General features: G+C 66.0%; 22 protein-coding genes. 14 read left to right on the top strand and 8 right to left on the bottom strand.

Annotated elements, in window-relative coordinates:
- Window positions 1-30 precede the first annotated feature (30 nt).
- Window positions 31-954, bottom strand: coding sequence for a NaeI family type II restriction endonuclease (locus tag NA8_RS32335; protein WP_245663627.1), 924 nt, complete (start codon window positions 952-954; stop codon window positions 31-33).
- A 909-nt stretch (window positions 955-1,863) separates the two neighbouring features.
- Here NA8_RS32335 and NA8_RS01420 point away from each other — a divergent pair.
- From NA8_RS01420 to NA8_RS35980, 3 genes are all read left to right on the top strand, one after another.
- Entirely contained in the window at window positions 1,864-3,090 is a 1,227-nt protein-coding gene (locus NA8_RS01420) for a DUF262 domain-containing protein (RefSeq protein ID WP_169810439.1), read from the top strand.
- A gap of 5 nt (window positions 3,091-3,095) precedes the next feature.
- Complete coding sequence (locus NA8_RS01415; RefSeq protein ID WP_157106460.1) at window positions 3,096-3,653, top strand: HEPN domain-containing protein; 558 nt, start codon at window positions 3,096-3,098, stop codon at window positions 3,651-3,653.
- Between the two features lie 316 nt (window positions 3,654-3,969).
- Complete coding sequence (locus NA8_RS35980) at window positions 3,970-4,848, top strand: HNH endonuclease (RefSeq protein ID WP_501193534.1); 879 nt, start codon at window positions 3,970-3,972, stop codon at window positions 4,846-4,848.
- A 116-nt stretch (window positions 4,849-4,964) separates the two neighbouring features.
- Here the strand turns inward: NA8_RS35980 and NA8_RS01410 are convergent, their stop codons facing one another.
- On the bottom strand, window positions 4,965-6,317 hold the full coding sequence (locus NA8_RS01410) for a cytochrome P450 (RefSeq protein WP_169810438.1): 1,353 nt from the start codon (window positions 6,315-6,317) through the stop codon (window positions 4,965-4,967).
- Window positions 6,318-6,439: 122 nt separating this feature from the next.
- Between NA8_RS01410 and NA8_RS01405 the strand changes: the two genes are divergently transcribed.
- A complete protein-coding gene (locus NA8_RS01405; protein WP_063048525.1) occupies window positions 6,440-6,907 on the top strand; it encodes an NUDIX hydrolase in 468 nt (155 codons plus the stop codon).
- A gap of 38 nt (window positions 6,908-6,945) precedes the next feature.
- Here NA8_RS01405 and NA8_RS01400 read toward each other — a convergent pair whose 3' ends face one another.
- Window positions 6,946-7,965: a Gfo/Idh/MocA family protein gene (locus NA8_RS01400; RefSeq protein WP_063048731.1), complete on the bottom strand. Its 1,020-nt coding sequence runs from the start codon at window positions 7,963-7,965 to the stop codon at window positions 6,946-6,948.
- A gap of 44 nt (window positions 7,966-8,009) precedes the next feature.
- Window positions 8,010-9,011, bottom strand: coding sequence for a LacI family DNA-binding transcriptional regulator (locus tag NA8_RS01395; RefSeq protein WP_063048524.1), 1,002 nt, complete (start codon window positions 9,009-9,011; stop codon window positions 8,010-8,012).
- A gap of 256 nt (window positions 9,012-9,267) precedes the next feature.
- Between NA8_RS01395 and NA8_RS01390 the strand changes: the two genes are divergently transcribed.
- The 9 genes from NA8_RS01390 (at window position 9,268) to NA8_RS01350 (ending at window position 18,854) form a co-directional block, all read left to right on the top strand.
- Window positions 9,268-10,164: a TIM barrel protein gene (locus tag NA8_RS01390; RefSeq protein WP_063048523.1), complete on the top strand. Its 897-nt coding sequence runs from the start codon at window positions 9,268-9,270 to the stop codon at window positions 10,162-10,164.
- 38 nt (window positions 10,165-10,202) lie between these two features.
- Window positions 10,203-11,186 (top strand): sugar ABC transporter substrate-binding protein, encoded by a 984-nt coding sequence (locus NA8_RS01385; RefSeq protein WP_245663626.1) that lies wholly within the window; start codon window positions 10,203-10,205, stop codon window positions 11,184-11,186.
- A 17-nt stretch (window positions 11,187-11,203) separates the two neighbouring features.
- Window positions 11,204-12,253, top strand: coding sequence for an ABC transporter permease (locus NA8_RS01380; RefSeq protein ID WP_063048521.1), 1,050 nt, complete (start codon window positions 11,204-11,206; stop codon window positions 12,251-12,253).
- Window positions 12,250-13,032, top strand: a complete 783-nt coding sequence (locus NA8_RS01375) for an ATP-binding cassette domain-containing protein (protein ID WP_063048520.1) — start codon at window positions 12,250-12,252, stop codon at window positions 13,030-13,032. Before NA8_RS01380 ends, NA8_RS01375 begins: the two co-directional genes overlap by 4 nt.
- The gene (iolC, locus tag NA8_RS01370; protein ID WP_218019377.1) at window positions 13,029-13,979 is read left to right on the top strand and encodes a 5-dehydro-2-deoxygluconokinase; all 951 of its coding nucleotides are present in this window, start codon (window positions 13,029-13,031) and stop codon (window positions 13,977-13,979) included. The genes NA8_RS01375 and iolC overlap by 4 nt, the downstream gene beginning before the upstream one ends.
- Window positions 13,980-14,321: 342 nt before the next feature.
- Window positions 14,322-15,215, top strand: coding sequence for a Cgl0159 family (beta/alpha)8-fold protein (locus NA8_RS01365; RefSeq protein WP_063048519.1), 894 nt, complete (start codon window positions 14,322-14,324; stop codon window positions 15,213-15,215).
- Between the two features lie 240 nt (window positions 15,216-15,455).
- Complete coding sequence (iolB, locus tag NA8_RS01360; RefSeq protein WP_063048518.1) at window positions 15,456-16,352, top strand: 5-deoxy-glucuronate isomerase; 897 nt, start codon at window positions 15,456-15,458, stop codon at window positions 16,350-16,352.
- On the top strand, window positions 16,343-18,184 hold the full coding sequence (iolD, locus tag NA8_RS01355) for a 3D-(3,5/4)-trihydroxycyclohexane-1,2-dione acylhydrolase (decyclizing) (protein WP_063048517.1): 1,842 nt from the start codon (window positions 16,343-16,345) through the stop codon (window positions 18,182-18,184). Before iolB ends, iolD begins: the two co-directional genes overlap by 10 nt.
- Before the next feature lie 466 nt (window positions 18,185-18,650).
- The gene (locus tag NA8_RS01350; protein ID WP_014987157.1) at window positions 18,651-18,854 is read left to right on the top strand and encodes a cold-shock protein; all 204 of its coding nucleotides are present in this window, start codon (window positions 18,651-18,653) and stop codon (window positions 18,852-18,854) included.
- A gap of 69 nt (window positions 18,855-18,923) precedes the next feature.
- Here NA8_RS01350 and NA8_RS01345 read toward each other — a convergent pair whose 3' ends face one another.
- The gene (locus NA8_RS01345; RefSeq protein WP_245663625.1) at window positions 18,924-19,574 is read right to left on the bottom strand and encodes a dihydrofolate reductase family protein; all 651 of its coding nucleotides are present in this window, start codon (window positions 19,572-19,574) and stop codon (window positions 18,924-18,926) included.
- A gap of 98 nt (window positions 19,575-19,672) precedes the next feature.
- On the opposite strand from NA8_RS01345, the gene NA8_RS01340 reads away from it, so the two are divergent.
- On the top strand, window positions 19,673-20,197 hold the full coding sequence (locus tag NA8_RS01340; RefSeq protein ID WP_063048516.1) for a winged helix-turn-helix transcriptional regulator: 525 nt from the start codon (window positions 19,673-19,675) through the stop codon (window positions 20,195-20,197).
- 11 nt (window positions 20,198-20,208) lie between these two features.
- Here NA8_RS01340 and NA8_RS01335 read toward each other — a convergent pair whose 3' ends face one another.
- The 3 genes from NA8_RS01335 to NA8_RS34275 all read right to left on the bottom strand — a co-directional run.
- A complete protein-coding gene (locus tag NA8_RS01335; RefSeq protein WP_063048728.1) occupies window positions 20,209-21,015 on the bottom strand; it encodes a nucleotidyltransferase domain-containing protein in 807 nt (268 codons plus the stop codon).
- A 53-nt stretch (window positions 21,016-21,068) separates the two neighbouring features.
- Window positions 21,069-21,290 (bottom strand): hypothetical protein, encoded by a 222-nt coding sequence (locus tag NA8_RS01330; RefSeq protein ID WP_063048515.1) that lies wholly within the window; start codon window positions 21,288-21,290, stop codon window positions 21,069-21,071.
- A gap of 558 nt (window positions 21,291-21,848) precedes the next feature.
- A partial coding sequence (locus NA8_RS34275) for an alpha/beta fold hydrolase (RefSeq protein WP_369690239.1) occupies window positions 21,849-22,088 on the bottom strand: 240 nt, incomplete at its 5' end.

Raw genomic sequence — 22,088 nt, 5'->3', positions numbered from 1 at the left:
GCGGTGGCAAGCGCTACCGCACCCACGTCTTCATTCTTCGCGTATGCCTGGTTCTGGCAGTTCTGGCGCAATATGCGTTGCGTCATCAGGCATGGCTCGCCTCCAGGGCATGCCGCCGATGATGGGGTCACCATCACTCCCGGGAACGACGCGCACCGAGATGTAGTGTTTACTGTCTGGTACTGGGATTCTTAAACGCTGAGCGAGGTGTGCGTGATAACTGCTCAGTATGATGATCCCCTCGGGTTTGAGCGCGCTTCGCGCTCCGCCGTTTTTGCGCACCCGTTTCTGATCATCGAGTTGCATGGCTACAGTTCGAACAGTGTTTCTATGAACTAGCCGACCCTCAGTAGCGCGAAACAATCTGTTCACTCTTTGCGTGCCATAGCGGTTGTCGAAGATATGTTTGACCACGTGGTCAGGGAGTTGCAGCAATATATTCGCAGGCATCGTGGCATCTCGCCACAACCAGAGAACAGCGGCACGGCCTGCTGCATTTAAACTGCTCTTCATGTCGCGGTTCGAGCCCACCCGTCGATACTCGGCCTTGACTCGGACTAGCCCGAGCGAAAATCTAGCTTCGACATCGCTCGCCGTCGCGACCAACGCAATCTCATCGAAGACCTCTGGCGGTAGCATCCATCCACCGCTGGTTTGACTCCATTTTGCGTCTACCTGATGACCGGCAATGCGATAATCAGTGGTGTCACCCCCTTCGAACTCAAACGCCCGCTGCGCGTTGATCTCGAACAGGGTCCCGAAGTGCGTTTTCTCTGTCTTCATAAGTTGCGACCAATGATAGCGGCCGGTTTCTGCCCCGTTGTATATCATGTCGTATGTATGGCGAAATACATCAGCCCACCGACTGCCGTCGGGATCTAGCCGCCTGATTTCGGCAGCCACTTCTTCAAGAGCATGATCGGTGGTATCGATTAAATCAAACAAACCTGTCACACTGCGCAATGTACCTTGGAGTAGGATCGCTGCCGTCTCTGACCCTTTCATATGATGTTGCGGTTCGTTTGCGGCATGTTCGAGGGTGAGTGTGCCTCAAGATGACTGCTGTCGTGGGGCGGGCGTGTCGACAGCGTGTCGCCGTTCGCCGTGCGGACCGTCCGCCGTTGGTGGCGAACAGTTCGAAATGCACATCCGGAGAGGTCCTCGTACGGCGAAGGGCGAATTCGGCCGGTGCGGCGCCCTGGTACACCGCCCCAATGCGCAGGTGAGGGCTGCGATAGTCGCCGGGCGGGCACATGCAACCGGCCATCGCCGGCGGGTTCGCGTGCCTGAAGTTCGCCAGACTGCTGGCTGACTGTGGTCCTCGTTTCGCCTCGCCACCTTCAGCTCCGCGGATCTTTCAGCCGATCAACCCGCAGCGGCCAACCCATCGGCGCACCTTCCGCACGATCTCCCTGCCAGTCCTCACGTGGGCCAATAAGACTCTCATCGGGAGGGGCCTCATGCCTGGGACTGGGCAACGAGGAGTTTGTGAAGAACGCGCTCGTGGCGGTGCATTCGAGCAAGCTCGCTCGAACACACTCACTGTCGACCGCTTCGGGCGGGACTCTCACCGCTAGGCAGCCGTGGCGGATTGAGCCGGCGGCGCCGCAACCGGTGTCGCACCGCTACACAGCTCCGCCAGGTTGGTGGTCGAGGGTAGGCACCGGGCAGGCGCCCCCCGCCGACTACGCTCCGTCAGCATCCAACCATTCCAGCGCCACGGTCCCTTGTTCTACCAGATCGCGCCTTGATATGTGCCATGGCCAAGCACCTTGGAAACTTCGGCTCCGGTGTACGGCAGTCGGATACGATGCGCCAGCGGGAGTGGTAGGAGACCATCAATCTAGTAAGGGGCTGGCTGGTATGGAAAGTGACTACGACGAGGGAGATCGCGGCGATGCGGAGGCCAGCTCCAGCGGTTACCAGGGCGTAGGGCTGCCCCGTAATGAGCGCGCTTCTTGGCTCGACGACGCGTCGCAGGAGCAGGAAGATGTTTCAGTAATTGAGTACGACATAGTCTCTTCGCCAAATGACTGGAACTTCACAACTATTGTAAACTTTATTGAATCGGGCGCATTAAAGATTCCCGCTTTTCAGCGAAATTTCGTCTGGGATCAGAAGCGCGCATCGAAGCTGATAGAATCACTGATGATCGGACTGCCGGTTCCGCAGGTGTTCTTGTATGAAGAAAGCCGCAATAATTTCATCGTGATCGATGGCCAGCAGCGTCTACTTACTCTTTTCTTTTTCGCTAAGGGGCGCTTTCCGCTTCCCAAGATCAGGGGCGAACTTCGGCCCAGTCTTAGCTCGGGGGTGATCGACGAAGAGTTTCTGCATGACGATACCTACTTTACGGACTTCAAGCTTACGCTTCCCAAGTCGGCCTCCGGTCAGCCGAACAGGTATCATGGCCTTTCATACAAAACTTTGAAAGACGATAGAATAGTTTTGGATCTTCGGACAATCAGAAATATCGTCGTGAAACAGATGAGCCCAGCAGGTGACTCAGCCATCTACGAGATATTCAGTCGACTGAACACGGGTGGAGTAAACCTGTCTCCACAGGAGATCCGAGCGAGTCTGTATCATTCCTATATGATAAATTCAGTATTGGAGCTAAATCTTCAACCTGAATGGAGGGCACTGGTCGGCCAGAGGAGTCCAGACCCTCGTATGAGAGATACTGAATTTCTGCTTCGCAGCCTGGCGCTAGCGCGCAAGCTTGATAAGTTCAGCGGTTCAATGGCTGCCTTTGTCAACGTTTTCTGTGAAGAAGTGAAAAAGTTCTCTCCCGAGCAGGCCGATGATGCAGTATCGGATCTTCGTGCGTTTTTTGGTATATTTTCCGATCAGCCTGGCGACACTTTCTCGCGCGGTGGAAAGTTTAGCGGAGTCCTATTCGAGAGTTTCTTCGCAGCATGGGTCCGCAGGGGGAAGCCGTATGTGGATCCGAAGCGCATTGCGGAGTCGGTGTCTCGCGTGAAGACTGGTGGTGAATTTGCGGGCACCCTCCAGGAAGGGTCGACCAAGCCGATTAATATCAAGAATCGGGTGAGGCTCGCCGAGGAGGAAATCGAGAACCTCGAATGACAGCGGTGACGGTCGATCGTGACATGATTGGCCCCGTTAGGTCCCTTTACGAAGATTATCGCGGTCTGGTGGAAGATTTGAAGGACCGGAGCCCTTCGGGTTTGGCTGCGCTGAACCGCACTTACCATAAGGTCATCCTTGTAGCAGCGGCAAGCAGTCTGGAAAATCAGGTCAAAAAGGTTATTGGGTCAATGTTCTGCGAGCATGGTCGCGATGAGCTTGGCGTGTTTGTGACGAAACGAGTGATGGATCGCGGGTATCACCAACTATTCGACTGGAATGCGGGAAAGGCAAAGTCATTCTTCGGCAGCTTCGGTCCAGACTGCTCCAAGTTGTTTGAAGAAACGCTAAAAAACGATACTGAATTTGAGAAGCAGCACTTCTCATTTATGCGGCTTGGTCGACTCAGGAACCAGCTCGTTCATCAGGACTACGCGACGTATGCTCTCGATGAGACCCCGGACGAGCTATTTATTTTATACCGAACAGCGGCGCTTTTTCCCGGAAGATTTGAAGAAATTATCTTCGCCACGGCGCATGGGGCTGTGGTCGGAATGCGGTGATATGCTCATGAACCCGGGGAAGCATCTCAAGGCCCTTCGAGTAGGCAATGGTCAACGCTGAGGCGAGGTCCGTACTATCTGTGTGGTTGAGCGAGTGTCGCAGCCTCGACGTCGCTTTTACAGTACTGCTGTCGTCTCCGAACTGCTCTTGCGACAGCCCTCTCTGCCTATGCAAGCAGCCTCTGCATAGTCTTATGGAGCCCGTCAGTCCAGCAGTGAAGAGGTGTCTGTCTCGCATGTTCTTCTTCAACCTATCGGCGAATTCCCATCCGCGTCCTGCCTTTGGGGGCAGGCAGGGTGACGAGTTGGTCGGCGCATGAGCGGCCAGGACTACCCGGCGGCTGCATACGCCCCCGATGGCCAGCTCTGGTGGACCCTTGAGGTCGCTCCTGGCACGAAACGGAGGTACGGCGCAGTCAACAAGATCGCGGCCTGGCTGTACTTCAGCAAGGCCATCGGGGACCGCTTTACACTTCGCGAACTTCGCGCAGCTGTCGGCACAGACAACGTCCCGAATGACCAAGAGCATTTTAATCGCCGGATGCGCGAACTACGTGCACTTGGCTGGCGCTTGCCGTCTTCTCAGGACGATGCTCAGTTGCGAACCAACGAGTACAGGGTCGCGGAGAAGGGATGGCAACCAGGTGCTGGCCCCCGCCCGAAAATCTCTGGACAGATCAGTCCTACGGTTCGGCGGGCAGTGCTTGAGCGCGATGGCCGAAGGTGCGTCATCTGCGGTGTCGGTAGCGGAGAACCCTACCCGGATCCGCCTACTGAAAATGCAGTGATGTCCACCGGGCACCGCATACCGCAAAAATTTGGCGGTAGTGACGGTATCGACAATCTCCAGGTTGAATGTAAACGCTGCAATGAGCCTGTGCGCGAGGAAGTCGGCCTTCCGGAAACTCTCGACGCGGTATACGCACAGGTCAGAGGGCTCAAGCGGGCAGACAAGGAGACGATGTTGCGGTGGCTGCGAAGTGGCAGAAAAGTGAGATCCAAGCTTGACGTCCTCTACGACCGGGCTCGGCAGCTAAGTCCTGAGGAGAGAGATCAATTGACCCAACGCCTTGAGCTGGCCACTGAGCAGTCGCGAGTGGCTCCTGAGTCGTTAGCGGACTGTCGCCCGGGGGCATCCATATGTGTGGCTTGCGACTCGTCCGGTCCTGCTCGTGGGTTGAGGTTGTCTCCCTGATGAATTGCAGATGGAAGTGGTGAGCTGCTGCGATCTGCACAGGGGAGGAGCAGGTCTTGTAGTTCCCGGCCTGGCCAGCAATGGTCGTGGGGACCTCCACAACAAGCGGCTGCTGTTCAGGCCGACGGTGCGGTACGCAACCGCACCGTCACCGGGAGGTGGTTCACCTCCAACGTGGCGCGCGCGACCTCATGCACGGCAGCTCCCGGCACCAGCTCCAGACGTGCCCGGGCAACGACCGTAGCCAAAATGGTGACCGCTTCGTACCACGCGAACGGTTCGCCGATGCAGTTTCGGTTGCCGAGGCCGAAGGGCTGGTATATCCCGGATCGGGTGACGGACTTGCGGTATTCCGGCGTCCATCGGTCCGGGTCGAACCGGGCCGGATCGTCGAAGTGCTTCGGGTTGTTGTGCAGCGTGTACGGCGAGTAGAAGAGCGTGGTGCCCGCGGGGAGCGTGACGCCGCCGAGGTCGAGTTTCTCGATCGTTTCGCGTGTGCCGAGCCAGGTGGGAGCGTATCGGCGCAGTGTCTCGGTCATCACTCGCTCGGTGTACTGGAGACGCTGGATGTTGTCAGCGGTTACCGGGCCGCCGCGCAGCACTTCGGCGACTTCCTCTTCGACTCGCTCTCGCACGTCCGCGCGCCGCGCCAACTCGTAGAAGGCGAAAGCCATGGTGTTGGCTGTGGTTGCGAAACCCGCGGCGTAGAGCGTCATCACCTCGTCGTGGAGTTCGCGATCGGTGAGCCCGGTGCCGTCGTCGAAGCGGGCTGTGAGCAGCATCGACACCAAGTCGCCGTAATCGGTTTCGCCGGCTCGGTATTCGGCGATGATGCGGTCGATCGCATCGGAGAGCCTGCGCACTGCGGCATCGAAAGTGCGGTTGCGCAGTGGGATGTGCGCCAGCCACGGCATCATGGTGCGTTTCGGTAGCTCGTCGACGATCACCGGAAATGAACGCAGCGACTCCGCGACCACCGCTTCGCCGAGTTCGCTGGCGAACAAAGCCTTCGCGACGATCCGCATGGCCAGCACCCGCAATCGGTCATCGAGCTCCAATCGCGCGCCGTCACTCCAACCGTCGACCATGGCATCGGCTTCCTGCTGCATGATCCGCACATAGCCGGCGATCTTCTCGTGGTGAAAGGCCGGTGCCATCAGGCGGCGATGCCGCAGGTGCTTGGGCTCGGCCGACACGGACAAACCATCGCCCAGCAGCGCCCGCATGGCCTCGAAGAACGCCCCCTTCTCGACGCTGTGCGCCTCCTTGCCGCGCAGCAACGAAACGATCAGCTCCGGCGCGGTCACCAGGTAGGCGTCTTTGCTGCCCAACCGGATTCGCGCCAACGGTTCCGGGCTCCGGTGCAGCTCAGCGAAGAACTGCAATGGCCTGCTTCGTAGCGCTAGGCCGTGGCCGACGATCGGCCATGCTCGCTGGACAGGGCGGCCGACAGCCGTATGCGTACTCATGGAGGCCCCTCGTGAGAGTTCCTGCACCATTTTCGCTTACCCGTTCGTGTTTGTCGCGGCCGTCGACAGCGAGTCGCCGGAGTGGAGGACGTTGGGATAGGGTCCGGCGGGAGGTGTCGGGGATGAGTTTCAGGCTGGCGGCATACGCCGTCTGTATCGAGGACGGACGGGTGCTGCTCGTCCGTTACGTACCACCGAGGGGCGAGACCAACTGGACTCTTCCGGGCGGTGGGGTCGAGCACGCGGAGGACCCGTTCGACGCGGTGATCCGAGAGCTCGCTGAAGAAACCGGCTGCCACGGGGTGGTCGAACGTCTGCTCGGCGTGGACTCGAGGGTAATTCCCGCGGCGGCCGCGCATGCCGGAGCCGAGCACCAGAATGTCGGCATTTTCTACCGGGTCCGCGTCACCGACGGGCGACTGCGGCATGAGCCGAATGGTGAGACCGCCGAGCCGATCTGGACCCCGATTTCCGATGTCGCCGGGCTGCGCCGGTCTTCACTGGTCGACATCGGTCTGGCGCTGGCTCGGACCGTTCCGGCCACCGGCCATGTCGCTCCCGTCCCGGTCGGCGGCTTGATCCAGCATTGAGGCGCCCCCAATCTCTCCCGGCTGTTCCCGGCGACCTTTCAACGGCGGACTTCAGCTATCTCGACAGCCCGGCCTTCCCGCCGGGACAGATCGCAGGCTTCGGCAACGTAGAAGGCCTCCAATGCGTCGGCGGGAGGGCAGGGATTCTCGAGCTGACCGGTCGCGACCTCGATAAATGCCGCCAGTTCGTCGGCATAGGCTGGACGGAACCGCTCCATGAAACCCCCATAGGGGGAATGGGGGGAGGGGCTGTGGTCGGGTTCGACGGAGGTCAGCGGCGCACGGTCGTCAAGTCCGACGATGGCGTTCCCCTCGGAGCCCAATGCCTCGAGCCGGACGTCGTATCCCACCCCGTTGTAGCGGGTCAGCGACACGGTCGCGAGGGCTCCGTCGTCCAGGCGCAACAACACGGCGGCGGTGTCCACGTCGCCCGCTTCGGCGAAGAATGACGCACCCCGGTTGGCTCCGAGGGCGAACACTTCGGTGACCTCGCGTCCTGTCACCCAGCGAATGATGTCGAAATCGTGCACTCCGCAGTCGCGGAAGATGCCGCCGGAGCGGAAAATGTACTCGGCGGGTGGTGGGGCCGGATCGAGGGTGGTGGCGCGCAAGGTGTGCAGCCAGCCGAGTTCGCCGGAACGGATGGCTTCGCGGGCGGCGCGGTAGCCGGTGTCGAAGCGGCGTTGGAAGCCGATCTGAACGGGGACGGAGGAGTCGCGGATGTGGTCGATGACGGAGAGGGTGCCGGTGATGTCGGCGGCCACGGGCTTCTCGCAGAAGACGGGGATGCCCGCGTCGACGGCTCGGATGATGAGTTCGGGGTGGGAGTCGGTGGCGGTGGCGATGATCAGGCCGTCGAGGTCGGCGGAGAAGAGGGCGTCGAGATCGGGGGCGAATTCGACGCCGAGGTCGGTGGCGGTGGCGCGGGCGCGTTCGGGGACGGCGTCGGCGACCAGGACGGTGGCCACGTTGGGGAGTTTCCTCAGGGTCTCGGCGTGCGAGGTCCCGATGCGGCCGGTTCCGGCGAGGCCCAGCGTGACGGCTCGGTGTGGTGACATCGACTCTCCTTCAGGCGGAATCGCGATGGGCATCAGGGAACGGTTCAGCGGGGGGCGGTCGTGGTAGAGCGGACGATGAGCGAAGGTTCCACTCGGCGGCGGACCGGCGTGGTGCGGCCGTCGCGGAGTCGTTCGGTGAGGGCCTCGATCGCGAGGCGGCCCATCTGGACGCGGGGTTGGTCGATGGTGGTCAGCGCGACGTGACGCAGGGCGGCCAACGAGGTGTTGTCGTAGCCGACCACCGAGACGTCCTCCGGCACTCGTAATCCCGCTTCCTCCAGCGCGGACAGCGCCCCGACGGCGTTGAAGTCGTTGCCGCACACCAACGCGGTGGGAAAGTTGTCGCGGGAGAACAGATTCAGCAGTTTGCGCACCGCGGCCATGCCCGCGGAGTCGGTGTGCTCACTCGGTACGACCATCGGTTCGAGCCCGTGACGTTGCATGGCGGCGCGGTAGCCCTTGCGGCGCGGCGCCGCGGTGAACGCACCGCCGCCGTCCAGGTGGACGATGCGCCGATGCCCGAGCCGGACCAGGTGATCGACGGCGAGGGCGGCGCCCGCCTCGCCGTCGTCGTTGACCGTGTCGACAGCGGCGAAGGTGGACGTGCGGGAGACCAGCACCAAGGAAGCCTGGTGCGCCGCTTCGCGAATGGCCGCGGCGGGCAGGATCGGAGACAGCAGGATGACGCCCCCTGGCCGGAAGGAGAGCAGGCTCTCCAACGCGGTGCGCTCGCGCGCGGCGCTGCGCCGGCCGGTGTTGAGGATCAGTTCGAGGCCGCACTCCTGCGCGGCGGCGTCCATGCCCTCGATCACGTCGGCGAAGAAGGCGTTGCGCAGGTCGGAGACCATGACGCCGACGATGTTCGAGGTCCGGCTCGCCAGCGACCTGGCCATGAAGTGCGGCTGATAACCGAGGTCCTTCGCCGCGTCCAGCACGGCGCGGCGGCGGTGCTCGCTGACCTTGGGGGAGTTGCGCATGACGAGCGAGACCAGGGCGCGGGAGACGCCCGCGCGGGCGGCGACGTCTTCCATGGTCGGCCGTGCCATGTCGCCTCCGCTCCGCGTTCACCTGCCCTGCCGGGACGGACGATACAAGGTCGGTGCGGGTCGATCAATAGAGCGCTCTAATCCGCACGCGCGTACGCGCTGCTCGGGCCGAGTTCGCATATCTGGCGGAATATCCGCTGGTGAAAGCGCTTTGGGAGGACAAGAGAAGCCCTTGACACGCTATGACCTGCGTTACATAGTTGGAGCGCTCCAACAATGCGGACTCAACTCGACAGCGAAGGTCGGAGAAGTGCCGATGACCGAATCTCTCTACCCGCTGCGTATCGCGGCCGCGCCGATCTCTTGGGGAGTCTGCGAGGTCCCCGGCTGGGGTCACGTGCTCGACGCTCGCACCGTCCTGTCGGAGATGGCCGAGCTCGGTCTGTCCGCTACCGAACTCGGTCCCCCCGGCTATCTGCCGCGCGATCCGGGTGAACTGCGGCGGCTGCTCGAGGCCTTCGGGATCACCGCGGTCGGCGGGTTCCTCGCCGTCGCGCTGCACCGCGACCGGCAGGATGCCCTCGCTCGTGCCGAGGACACCACCGCGTTGCTGGCTGCCGCGGGCGCGGAAGTTCTCGTGCTTGCCGCCGCGACCGGACTCGGCGGGTACGACACGCGCCCACCACTCGACGGCGGCGAGTGGAGCGCTCTGGTCGACACGGCCGCCGCGATCCGCGATGCCGGCGCCGCACGCGGCCTGCGCACAGTGCTGCACCCGCATGTCGGCACCTACGTGGAGAGCGAGGCCGAGGTCGAGCGGTTCCTCACCGATTCCGATCTCGATATCTGCCTGGACACCGGGCATCTGCTCATCGGCGGCGCCGATCCGGTTCGGCTCGCGCGGCGGCACGCCGAGCGGATCGGGCACGTCCATCTGAAGGACGTCCGCGGCGCGCTGGCCGACCAGGTCCGAGCTGGGGAGCTGGATTACAGCGAGGCCGTGCGGCGCGGGCTGTACGTGCCGCTGGGGGAGGGCGACGTCGATATCGCGGCACTCGTGCACACCCTGCGGGCCGCGGGTTATCGGTACTGGTACGTCCTGGAACAGGACACCGTACTGCGGCCGGGCGACCAGGGGCGGCAGGCGAGCCGAGACGCCGAACGCAGCGTGCGTCATCTCGCGGACATCGCGCTCGCCGCGGCAGGAATCTAGGGGAAGCGACGACGATGTCTTGGAGACCACAGCGTGGCGTGACCGCGAGCAGCCGGCGTTCGAGCCGTCTGCTGCCGTGGATCGCCACGGCCGCTGTCCTGGCCGCGTGCAGCGGCCCCGGCGCCGACGCGCCGGCCCCTTCGCGGACACCGGTCGCCGCGGGGACGGTGAAATCGGTAGCGGTGGTGACCCATGGCAGCCCCGGCGACGCGTTCTGGAACGTCGTCAAGAACGGCGCGGAGGCCGCGGGCAAGGATCTCGGTATCCGGGTGGAGTACAACGCCTCCGGCGATCCCGGCCAGCAGGCGAAATTGATCGACAACGCGGTGGCCCAAGGCGTCGACGGCCTCGTCGTCTCCATGGCCAATCCCGAAGCGCTCCGGCCGTCCGTGGAAAAGGCCGTCTCCGCGGGAATTCCGGTGGTGACGATCAATTCGGGCGAGTCCGACAGCGCGAAGTTCGGCGCGTTCGTCCACGTGGGGCAAAGCGAGTCGCTGGCCGGGCAGGCCGCGGGCAAACGGCTCGCCGAGGCCCGGCGCACGAAGATGCTGTGCGTCATCCACGAGGCGGGCAATATCGGCGCGAACGAGCGGTGCGCGGGCGCGACGAAGGCATTCGGCACCTCGACCACGCTCCAGGTGGACATCAACAACCCCACCGATGCGCAGTCGAGGATCAAGGGCGCGCTGGAGGCCGACCGATCCATCGACGCGGTCCTGACGTTGAACTCCCAGGTCGCCGCGCGAGCCGTGGACGCGGTCCGGGAGGCCGGGTCACCCGCCGCCGTCGCGACCTTCGATCTCAATGCCGATGTGGTGGAGGCGATCCGGGCGGGAAGGCTGTTGTTCGCGGTGGATCAGCAGCAGTACGAGCAGGGCTATCTGCCGGTCGTGCTGCTGCGGCTGTACCGGACGAACCTGAACACCGTCGGAGGCGGGACGCCCGTGCAGACCGGACCCGATTTCGTCGACAAGAACAACGTGGAAGCCGTCGCCGCGCTCGTCGCGCAGGGCACGCGCTGAGGTCGGGAGCGGATGAAATGACAGTTACCACGAAGCCATCCGAGACGACGCAGGACCGTCCGGCGGGACTTTCGCCACTCCAGCGTCTGGCCGTGCGCCCCGAGATCGGCGCGGCGCTCGGCGCGTTGCTGGTGTTCGTGTTCTTCTCGCTGGCCACCGATCGGTTCCTGAGCTCGCTCGGTGTCGCGACCTGGCTGGACGACGCGTCCACGCTGGGCATCATGGCGGTGGCCGTGGCGCTGCTGATGGTCGGCGGCGAGTTCGACCTGTCGGCAGGCGTGATGACCGCGTCCACCGCGTTGGTCACCGCGTTGCTCGCCGTGCACGCCGGATGGAACGTCTGGTTCGCACTGCTCGCTTCGCTGGTGTTCGCGCTGGCCGTCGGCGCGTTCAACGGCTGGGTGGTGATGCGCACCGGTCTGCCCAGCTTCATCGTCACGCTGGGTACCTTCCTCGCCCTCCAAGGTCTGAACCTCGGTGTGACCCGGCTGGTGACCGGCACGGTGCAGGTGTCGGGCGTGCGTAGCGCGGACGGCTACCAATCGGCGGGTTGGGTGTTCGCCTCGACCCTGGACATCGGCGAAGCGCGCATCCAGGCTTCGGTGCTCTGGTGGATCGCGCTGACCGCGATCGCCGCGCTCATCCTGGTCCGAACCAGGTTCGGCAACTGGATCTTCGCCGTTGGCGGTGCGTTGCCGAGCGCTCGCGCGGTCGGCGTGCCGGCGGACCGCACCAAGATCCTGCTGTTCATGGGCACCGCGTTCGCGGGCTGGGTGGTGGGCTCCTGCAATATCCTGCGGTTCGCGAGTGTGCAGGCCAACCAGGGCGTCGGGCTCGAATTGCACTACATCATCGCCGCCGTGGTCGGCGGGTGCCTGCTCACCGGCGGCTTCGGCTCGGCGGTCGGCGCCGCCATCGGTGCGCTGATCTTCGGCATGGCGCGCCAGGGCATCGTGTTCGCGCGCTGGGACAGCGACTGGTTCATGCTGTTCCTCGGTGTGCTGCTGCTGGCGGCGGTGCTGGTCAACAACAGATTCCAGAAGCGAGCCGAAAGGGTGCGCCGATGACTTCCCTCATCGAGGCCGTCGACCTCGGCAAGAGCTACGGCGGTGTCGTCGCCCTGCGCGAGGTGTCCACGGTGGTGAACGCGGGCGAGGTGACCTGCGTGCTCGGCGACAACGGCGCGGGCAAATCGACGCTGATCAAGATCCTGGCCGGGGTGCACCAGCACGACCGAGGCGAACTGCGGGTGGAAGGCGAAGCGGTCCGGTTCGCCTCGCCGCGGGCGGCGCTGGATCGCGGCATCGCCACGGTCTACCAGGATCTCGCGGTGGTTGGGCTGATGAGCGTGTGGCGCAACTTCGTGCTCGGGTCCGAACCCACCTTCGGATACGGTCCCTTCCGGCTGCTGGACCGTAGGAAAGGCTGTGAGATCGCGCGGACGGCGTTGGCCGACATGGGTATCGAGATCCGGGATATGGAACAGCCGGTCGGCACGCTGTCGGGCGGCCAGCGGCAGTGCGTCGCTATCGCGCGGGCCGTGCACTACGGCGCGAAAGTGCTGATCCTCGACGAGCCGACCGCGGCGTTGGGCGTCAAACAGGCCGGGGTGGTGCTGAAGTACGTCGTGCAGGCGCGTGAACGCGGGCTCGGCGTCGTGCTCATCACGCACAATCCCCACCACGCCTATCCGGTGGGCGATCGATTCCTGCTGCTGAAGCGGGGCGCGATGCTCGGCGCGTACGAGAAATCGGAGATCGACCTGCCGGAATTGACCCGCCAGATGGCAGGCGGGGCGGAACTGGAGGCGTTGCAGCACGAATTGCGGCGTGTGGTGACGCCGTGAACACGCGGGCAGGCGAGCTGGAGGCGTTGACGATCGGTCGCGTCGGGGTGGACCTGTATCCCGAACAGAGCGGCGTCGCCCTGGCGCAGGTACGCAGTTTCGCCAAGTTCCTGGGCGGCACCGCCACCAATGTCGCCGTGGCCGCCGCACGGCTCGGCCGGCGCACGGCGGTGCTGACCAAGGTGGGCCCCGACGGCTTCGGCGACTTCGTGCGCACGGCGCTGGAGGACTTCGACGTCTCACCCCGTTACGTGACGACCGCGCCGGATCTCCAGACGCCCGTCGTCTTCTGCGAGCTGACGCCGCCGTCGGATCCGCCGCTGTTGTTCTACCGGGCGCCGATCGCGCCGGATCTCACCATCACTCCGGACGAAGTGCCCTGGGAGGTCGTGGATGCCGTGCCGCTGCTGTGGGTCACGGGCACCGGAGTGAGCGCGGAACCCGGCCGCTGTACCCAGCGGGAGATTCTGCTGCGCCGCGCACGACGTGGGCACACGGTGCTCGATCTGGATTATCGGCCGATGTTCTGGGCCGACATGGATACCGCGCGGGCCGAGATCGGCTGGATGGTCGACCACGTGAACGTGGTGGTCGGCAACCGTACCGAGGTCGAGGTGGCGGTGGGCAGCGCCGATCCGGACGCGGCGGCCGATCGCCTGCTGGCCCGCGGGGTGCGCCTGGCGGTGATCAAACAGGGCGCTGACGGCGTTTTGGTGGCGACCGCCGAGGAGCGCTGGACGGTACCTCCGTGCCGCGTAGAAGTGGTGTGCGGGCTGGGCGCGGGTGACGGTTTCGGCGGCGCGCTGATCCACGGCCTGCTCTCGGACTGGGACCCCCGCCGCGTCGCCACCTTCGCCAACGCGGCGGGCGCGCTGGTGGCTTCGCGTCTCGCCTGCGCCGACGCGATGCCGACACGCGCTGAGATCGAGGAACTGCTGTGCGGCTGAATCGGCGCGGGCCTCGAGGAAGTGCCGTGCGGCTCAATCGGCGCAGAAGTCGAGGAGCTGCGATGTCGCAGAGCCGGCGCGGCGCTGGAGGAGGCGCCATTCAGCTGGGTCGGCGCGGAACCGGAGGAGTTGCCGTGTGGTCGAGTCGGGGCGGAACTCGATGAACTGTCGTGGCGCAGCTGGGCGGAGAGGAGCCGTGGTTCAGACGAACCGGGCGCGGGCCGAAGGAGTCGTGGTGCTGCCGCACCGGGTGCGGTCTGGGGGAGTCGCTGCGCTGGACCCGGTACGGAGGGGAAGAACCGTTGTGCGGCCGAGCCATGAGCGTGGAACGGAGGTGCCTGCGTGCATCTGACCGACGAACGCTGGCGCGAGCTGCTGCACGTACGGGCGACGGACTCCGCCGCGGTCGAGCGGGCCTACGCGAAACGGGTGCGCCGCGCCGACCTGTTGGCGGGCAAGCAGACCTTGTTCCTGGTCGCCGCGGATCACCCCGCTCGTGGTGCGCTCGGTGTCGGTGCGGACCGCACGGCCATGGCGGATCGGCGCGCGTTGCTGGAACGGCTGCTGATCGCGCTGGCCGACCCGGACGTCGACGGTGTGCTCGGCTCGCCGGACGTGGTAGAGGAATTGCTGCTGCTGGACGCGCTGGACGACAAGGTCGTGATCGGGTCGATGAACCGGGGCGGGCTGGCGGGCGCGGAGTGGGAGATCGATGACCGCTTCACCGGATACGACGCGGACTCTCTGGCGCGGTTCCGGCTCGACGGCGGCAAGATGCTGCTGCGCCTGGTCGATTCCGACGCGGGCACCGTCCCGACCCTGCAAGCCTGCGCGCGAGCGGTCTCGGAACTGGCGGCGCACCGGCTCATGGCGATGGTCGAGCCGTTGCCGTACCACCGGGACGAATCCGGTGCGCTGGTGATGAGCAAGGACGCGGTCTCGCTGTCGCGGGCGATCACGGTGGCCTCGGGGCTCGGCGTCACCTCGGCCTATACCTGGCTGAAGATCCCTGCCCCACAAGACATCTCAGTGCTGGATGCCACCACGCTGCCGGTTCTCGTGCTGGGCGGTGCGCCGTCCGGCGACTCGGCGGTGGATCGCGCGCTGTGGGGCGGGGCGCTCGGCCACGACGTGGTTCGCGGTCTCGTCGTCGGTCGCACCCTGCTGTATCCGCCGGACGGCGATGTCGCCCGGGCGGTCGAGAGCGCCGCCCGCCTGTTGAAGGAAACCCGATGAAGCGCGGCAACCCCGTCGGGTACGTCTGGGCGCCGGCATCGCCGCGAGCGACAAGTGGCGCTCGCTTGTCGACGAAGCCGGACACACCGTGTCCGCCGCCGTTCGCGATACGGGTCCCCTGCCACCTCGGCAACGCCGCTGCCGCTCTGGTGGTCGCCTTCCGCGCGCACAGCGGTCGAATTGTCCGCCGACGGAGCGATCGGATCGAAGGTATCCGGAAATCTGTATCGAGGAGGTGTGATGACCCTGCATCGTCCCGAAGGAACATTGCGCCATGACGGTGACCCGATCCTGCTGACTCCCGAGGACGCCGGATGGACCTACGCGGGCCTAAGGGTGCTGCGCATCGGCGCGGGCGAATCGCGGATCATTCGAACGGGTGAGTCGGAGGCGTTCGTCCTGCCTTTGGCCGGAGCGTGCACGGTGCGCGTGGACGGCGCGATCTTCAGGCTGGCCGGGCGGGATTCGGTCTTCACCCGGGTCACGGATTTCGCCTACGTCCCGCGAGACGCCGAGGTGCGGCTGGCGGCCGAGGGTGTCGACCTGGAGGTGGCGCTTCCGATGGCCCGTTGCACGAAACGGCTGGAGCCGCGATACGGCCCCGCCGAGCAGGTGCCGGTCGAAGTCCGCGGGGCTGGACGCGCGACGCGCCAGGTCACCAACTTCGGGATACCCGGCGTGTGGGAGCACGCGGACAAGCTCAATGCCTGCGAACTGATCACCCCGGACGGCAACTGGTCGTCCTACCCGCCGCACAAGCACGACGAGGCCGGTGCCTGCGAAGTCGTCAACGAGGAGATCTACTACTTCCGCATCGCCGGACGGGACGGCGTCACGCCATCGCGCGAGGGATTCGGCCTGCACCGCACCTACACGGCCGACGGCACGGTGGACGAGAACGTGGCGGTCGGTGACGGTGACGTCTTCCTGATCCCGCGCGGCTATCACGGGCCGTGCATCGCGGCGCCCGGGTACCCCATGTACTACCTCAACGTATTGGCCGGTCCCGCGCCGGAGCGATCGATGGCGTTCTGCGACGACCCCGCCCACAGCTGGGTGCGGGCGCGCTGGGACGCCGAGCCCCTCGATCCGCGCTGCCCGGTCACCTCACACGAAGGACGGACGGGATGCGACTGACCACGGCGCAGGCGCTGGTGACCTGGCTGATCGCCCAGCGCTCCGAGACGCTCGACGGCCGCGAGGCGCCGCTGTTTCCCGCCGCGTTCGCGATCTTCGGCCACGGCAACGTGCTCGGCCTCGGCACCGCGCTGCACGAGCGGCGCGCCGAACTCCCGGTCTGGCGCGGGCACACCGAAGAGGGGATGGCGCTCGCGGCCGTCGGCTACGCGAAGGCCGCCCACCGGCGTCAGGTGGGCGTCGTGACCTCGTCGATCGGTCCCGGCGCGCTCAACATGATGACGGCGGCGGGCGTCGCGCACGCGAATCGGCTGCCGTTGCTGCTGCTGCCCGGCGACACCTTCACCGGGCGCGCGCCGGATCCGGTCTTGCAGCAGGTCGAGCACTTCGGCGACCCGACCGTCACGGTGAACGACGCGTTCCGGCCGGTGAGCAGGTACTTCGACCGCATCACCCGCCCGGAGCAGCTGATCTCGACCCTGCCGCAGGCGGTCGGCGTGCTCACCGATCCGGCCGATGCCGGTCCGGTCGTCCTCGCGCTCCCGCAGGACGTCCAGGCCGAGAGCTACGACTTCCCCGACGCGCTCTTCGAGCCGGTGGTGCACCGTCTCACGCGGCCGCGCCCCGATCGGCGAGCGCTCGCCGATGCCGTGGCCGCACTGCGCGCGGCCCGTCGTCCGCTGCTGGTGCTCGGTGGCGGCGTCCGTTATTCGGGCGCGGGCCCCACCGTGCTCGAATTCGCCGAGCGTCACGGCCTTCCGGTCGTGGAGACAACTGCGGGCCGCACCCTCGTGCCGCACGAGCATCCGCTGTTCGCGGGACCGCTCGGCATCACCGGCTCGGCGTCGGCGAACGCGATGGCCGCCGAAGCCGACCTGATTCTCGCGGTCGGGACCCGGCTACAGGACTTCACCACCGCGTCCTGGACGGTCTTCGCGCCGGAGGTTCGCCTGGTCACGGTCAACGTGGCACGCTTCGACGCGGTCAAGCACGGTGCCCGCGCGGTGGTCGGCGACGCCGAGGCGACCGTGCGCGAGCTGGCCGGGCAGGTGGGGCAGTGGCGGGCCGACCCCGACTGGACCGGGCGAGCCGCGGAACTGCGCGGCTCTTGGGACGCGCGCATCGACGAATTGCGCGTACCGACCCCCGGCGCGCCGAGCTATGCCCAGGTGGTGGGCGCCGTGAACGACCTGAGCGAGCCGAGCGATTACGTGATGACGGCCTCCGGCGGCTTGCCCGGTGAACTCGTCGGCGGCTGGCGGGCGACCGGCGGCGCACCGACCATGGACGTGGAGTACGGCTTCTCCTGCATGGGCTACGAGCTCGCGGGCGCGTGGGGCGCGGCCATGGCACGGGACGAAGGCGTGGTGACGACCCTGCTCGGCGACGGCTCGTATCTGATGCTGAACTCGGAGTTGTTCTCCGCGGCGTTCGCCGGGCATCCGTTCGTCGCCGTGGTCTGCGACAACGACGGGTACGCCGTGATCGCGCGGCTGCAAGAGGGGCAAGGCGGCGAGCCGTTCAACAATTTCTACGCCGATTGCCACACCACGCGCGAAGATCCGCCCCGCGTCGATTTCGCCGCCCACGCCGCCGCGCTGGGATGTTCGGTTTTCACTGCCTCCTGCTTGAGCGAATTCCGTGCCGCCTACCCGCGGGCGCGGGCGGCGGCGAGAACCGAGCGGCGTCCGGCGGTGCTCGTCGTGCGGACGCAGCCGTCGGCGTGGACCGACGCGGGCGCCTGGTGGGAGGTCGGAGTGCCGGAACATTTGCCCGGCCGCGCCGCATACGAGGAGACGAAACCGCGCCAGGTGCGCTACCTCCGGCCGTGAACAGAACTTAAAGAACGGTGCGCCCAGTGCCCCCCGGACTTAGGCTGACTTGTGGTAGTCCGCGAGCGGTTACACTGAAATCAGTTGGGGCACAACACAACTGGTAGCGAATGTGCATCGGTGCCGAGCCGCGTCGAAGAAGGAGTCCCATGATGCCGGGCGCGGTTGCGCCTCCGGGTCGGGTGCGCTCGACTGGGGGCGTCGGCGGACGTTATTCGAGGCAAAGTGCGGGTATCCGCCTGATGGGCCCGGCGAAATCGCACGGACCGGGACCCGACCGACCGTGGGAGGTGACAGACCCAGCCCCCTGAGCGAGCGTCGCGCACGACGGAGCCGAGCGTCGTCGTGAGCGTTAGCTCACAGTTGGTGGTGCGGAACGTGAGGAATTCATCGGATCATGGCATCGTTGATCTACGAGGCCAGGGCATCTCATAACACCTCCTGGCTCGTCTACAGAAAGTATGAAATGGCTCAAGGCATTGTGAAGTGGTTCAACAGCGAGAAGGGCTTCGGCTTCATCGCACAGGACGGCGGGGGGCCCGACGTCTTCGTGCATTACTCGGCTGTGAGCGGCTCGGGTTTCCGGTCCCTCGATGAGGGGCAGCGCGTGGAGTTCGAGATCGGCCAGGGACAGAAGGGTCCGCAGGCCCAGGACGTCCGCGTTCTCTGATCGCGACTTTAGCTTCGAAAGGCCCCGCACCGGGATGGGTGCGGGGCCTTTCCCCTGTTCAGGACGTTTTCACGCTGCGGAGCGGGTGAAGGTGACATGGGTGACGGCGGGGGAGTGCGCTACCGTCGCGACTTCGTAGCCCGGCAGCGCGGCGAGCCCGTCGTAGAGGCGCTCGCCCGACCCGAGCAGGATCGGAACGACGGCCAGGTGCAGCTCGTCGACCAGGCCCGCGCGCAGGTACTCGCGTACCGTGGCAGCGCCGCCGCCCAGGCGCACATCCTGGCCGTTCGCCGCTTCGAACGCCCGGCCCAGCACGGCTTCGGGCGTGTCGTCCACGAAGTGGAACGTCGTGCCGCCGTCCATCGGGAACGACGGGCGCGGGTGGTGTGTCAGCACGAAGACATCGTGGTGGTACGGCGGATTGTCACCCCACCAGCCCTTCCATTCGTGGTCCGGCCATTCGCCGCGGATCGGGCCGAACATATTGCGGCCCATGATGGTCGCGCCGATGCCGCGATCGCCCGCGGCCAGGAAGTCGTCGTCGACGCCCGGTTCGTCGGTCGCCTCCGGGGTGAAGTAGGGCGTCGCGAAGACCCACTCGTGCAGTCGCATGCCACCTTCGCCCAGGGGGTGGTCCGGCCCCTGGTTCGGCCCGGCGACGTAGCCGTCCAGTGAGATCGCGAGGTTGTGTACGCGCAGCTTGGGCATCGGTTCGCTCATTCCACTAAGTGATTGCAATTCGCAACTGGTTGGGTGCAGCGTACGGCTTACCGGTTGTATATTGCAAGCAGTAGTTGTCGAACCGAGAGGAGCGCCGGGTGCGCGAGGACGGACGTTCGGGGTGCCCGATCAACGCGACGATCGAGGTGATCGGCGATCGGTGGACGCTGCTCGTGCTGCGCGACGTGATGTTCGGCGACCGGCGGCACTTCCGCGAGCTGCTTGCCGGATCGGAGGAGGGCATCGCCTCCAACATCCTGTCCGATCGGCTCAAGCGCCTGGTGGCGGCGGGCCTGCTCAGTCGCGCGGACACCCGGCCCGGTCAGAAAGCCGAGTACCGGCTCACCGAACCGGCCATCCAATTGGTGCCGATCATGGCGCAGCTCGGCGCGTGGGGGTTGCAGCACCGCCCGACCACGCGGACTCTTCGGGTGCGGGCCGAACTGCTCGAGGCGGGCGGTCCGCGGCTGTGGGCGGACTTCATGGACGAGCTACGAGAGAGCCACCTCGGCATCCCGCGCCCGGACCCCGATCGTCCGACCGCGACGCAACGACTCGCCCAGGCATACGCCGACGCGGTCGCCGAGTCGAGCGGAGCCGATGAGCGGAAAGCCGCCTCGTAGACCTCTTCCGCTCAGCCCGCCAGCGCCTCGGAGCGGAAGAACTCCGCGGTGATGGCGCGGGCCCGCGTGCGGTCGCGGCCCTCGGACCTGCGGAACACTTCGGCGGCGCAGGAGAATTCGGCGGCGATGAATCCGGTGATCGGCGCGGGCACCGACCCGCTGCCCATCTCCCTGGTCCGCGACTTCAGGTCGGTCAGCTCGGACACCGCCGCCGTCAGCTCGGCAGGCAGCTCGCACTGCCGCAACAATGTCGGCAGATGCATCGGCGCCACCGCCGCCGCGGGATGCTCGCGCAGCCACCGCAGCGCCATCGCCGGCCGCAGCGCGTAGAACACCTTCTTCAGCGATCCGGTGCGCTCGAACAGCGCCCACTGCTTGGCGCCCAGGTGCAGATAGTGCCGCGCGACCTTGTCTCGGTCGGCGACCTCGTCGGCCACCGCGCGCAGTCGGCGGCGGAAATCCGCGTCGCCGCGATAGACGATCGGCGACATCAGCCACTCGATGAGCACCGCGTTGCCCTGCACCAGCAGCCGCAGCGCCTTGGCCAGATCCCAGCCGTTCACGTCGAGCAAATCCGTGAGCGGCGTCTCCACCACGTCGCGGGTGCGCCACGGGGACAGGTAGGTCTCCAGCGCCGCGACATAGACGAACCGGCAGTCGTAGTCCGAATCCGGAGACGGGAATCCCCAAGCGCGACTGCCGCTCTCGATCGCCAACCGGATCGACACCCGGTGCTCCCGCTCGACCCGGTCCAGCTCGCGATCGATGGACCCGACCACCGCCGGGTCCATCGAAGCCGGAATCGCGCGCAAAGACATGAACGTGATGGTAGGTGCCGAAAAGGGTTGTCGCAGCTGCTTTTCGCCGCCGCTCACGGGCGAGGCGCGAGGGTCCCGAACGAAGCGACGAGCACGGCGACGACGGCCAGCGCGCCACCCAGCCACAGGGCGGCGGCGAGGCCGATCCCGTCCGCGGCCAGGCCTCCGATCAGCGACCCCAGTGCGATGGCGCCATTGAAAACTCCGGCGAACAGAGCGGACGCGCCTTCCCTGTGCTGGGGCGACGCGGCGAAGACCCAGCTCTGCGTGCTCACCGAGACGCCACCGTAAGCCAGTCACCACACGATCATCAGGGCGACGGCCTGCGGCGGCGAGGCGCCCAGCACGGGCAAGGCGATCGCCGCCCCGGCCAGGATCGATCCGATCACGATCAGCGTCTTCCGTGGTGTGCGCGCCGCCGCCGCTCCCGCCGCGAAATTGCCCGCGACCAGTTCGACTGGATAATGTTTCGAGGAAGAGGTATTTCCATGATCCCCGTTATCATCGACACCGGCAGCGCTGCTCTGAACGGTCTTTTCGACACGCTCGGCGCCGCACTGCACGGCCTTGTCGACACCCTGTGGACGGGTTCCTTCGGCGGCCGCTGACCAACGTGATGGTCGAGGAGATCGGCCGGGTTCCACGCCGACCCGAGGCGTGACCGAGCGGGCCCCCGCACCGAATGGTGTGGGGGCCCGCCGCTGTGCGGGACCGCTCGCACGGCGGAACTGTCGGCCCCGGTAACGCAGGCGACCTCGGGCATGCCATCGCGTCGGCGCCGCCGTTGCAGTCCGGCCCTCGGGAGCGCAGACGACCTTCGGCGCGGGCCCTGATCAGTTCAGCGCCCCGACGGCGCGGACTCGGGTGATCTCGGCCGCGAGCCGCGCCGGATGGGTCAACTGCGGGTAGTGGCCCGTGTCCGGTATCGAGATCGAGTCGCGTGCGGTCGCTTTCGTCAGCGGATCGGCGGAACCGGTGACGATCCGCACCGGCACCTCGATCCGCGCGAGCAGGGCGCGCAACTCCTCGCGCCGCGCGGGGGCGCTCGCGCGGCGCAGCGCGGCGACGGTTCG

The sequence above is a fragment of the Nocardia arthritidis NBRC 100137 genome (assembly GCF_001612765.1).
GTDB lineage: Bacteria > Actinomycetota > Actinomycetes > Mycobacteriales > Mycobacteriaceae > Nocardia > Nocardia arthritidis.
This window is presented reverse-complemented; position numbering and strand designations above follow the sequence as displayed.

What these genes read in the sequence shown, in the direction of transcription:
- NA8_RS01350 (WP_014987157.1), top strand. Translation starts at nt 18,651, where the DNA reads ATGGCTCAAGGCATTGTGAAGTGGTTCAACAGCGAGAAGGGCTTCGGC.
- NA8_RS01390 (WP_063048523.1), top strand. Translation starts at nt 9,268, where the DNA reads ATGACCGAATCTCTCTACCCGCTGCGTATCGCGGCCGCGCCGATCTCT.
- NA8_RS01345 (WP_245663625.1), bottom strand. Translation starts at nt 19,574, where the DNA reads ATGAGCGAACCGATGCCCAAGCTGCGCGTACACAACCTCGCGATCTCA.
- NA8_RS01375 (WP_063048520.1), top strand. Translation starts at nt 12,250, where the DNA reads ATGACTTCCCTCATCGAGGCCGTCGACCTCGGCAAGAGCTACGGCGGT.
- NA8_RS35980 (WP_501193534.1), top strand. Translation starts at nt 3,970, where the DNA reads ATGAGCGGCCAGGACTACCCGGCGGCTGCATACGCCCCCGATGGCCAG.
- NA8_RS01335 (WP_063048728.1), bottom strand. Translation starts at nt 21,015, where the DNA reads ATGTCTTTGCGCGCGATTCCGGCTTCGATGGACCCGGCGGTGGTCGGG.
- NA8_RS01410 (WP_169810438.1), bottom strand. Translation starts at nt 6,317, where the DNA reads ATGAGTACGCATACGGCTGTCGGCCGCCCTGTCCAGCGAGCATGGCCG.
- NA8_RS01400 (WP_063048731.1), bottom strand. Translation starts at nt 7,965, where the DNA reads ATGTCACCACACCGAGCCGTCACGCTGGGCCTCGCCGGAACCGGCCGC.
- iolB (WP_063048518.1), top strand. Translation starts at nt 15,456, where the DNA reads ATGACCCTGCATCGTCCCGAAGGAACATTGCGCCATGACGGTGACCCG.
- NA8_RS01380 (WP_063048521.1), top strand. Translation starts at nt 11,204, where the DNA reads ATGACAGTTACCACGAAGCCATCCGAGACGACGCAGGACCGTCCGGCG.
- iolD (WP_063048517.1), top strand. Translation starts at nt 16,343, where the DNA reads ATGCGACTGACCACGGCGCAGGCGCTGGTGACCTGGCTGATCGCCCAG.
- NA8_RS01395 (WP_063048524.1), bottom strand. Translation starts at nt 9,011, where the DNA reads ATGGCACGGCCGACCATGGAAGACGTCGCCGCCCGCGCGGGCGTCTCC.
- NA8_RS01420 (WP_169810439.1), top strand. Translation starts at nt 1,864, where the DNA reads ATGGAAAGTGACTACGACGAGGGAGATCGCGGCGATGCGGAGGCCAGC.
- NA8_RS01405 (WP_063048525.1), top strand. Translation starts at nt 6,440, where the DNA reads ATGAGTTTCAGGCTGGCGGCATACGCCGTCTGTATCGAGGACGGACGG.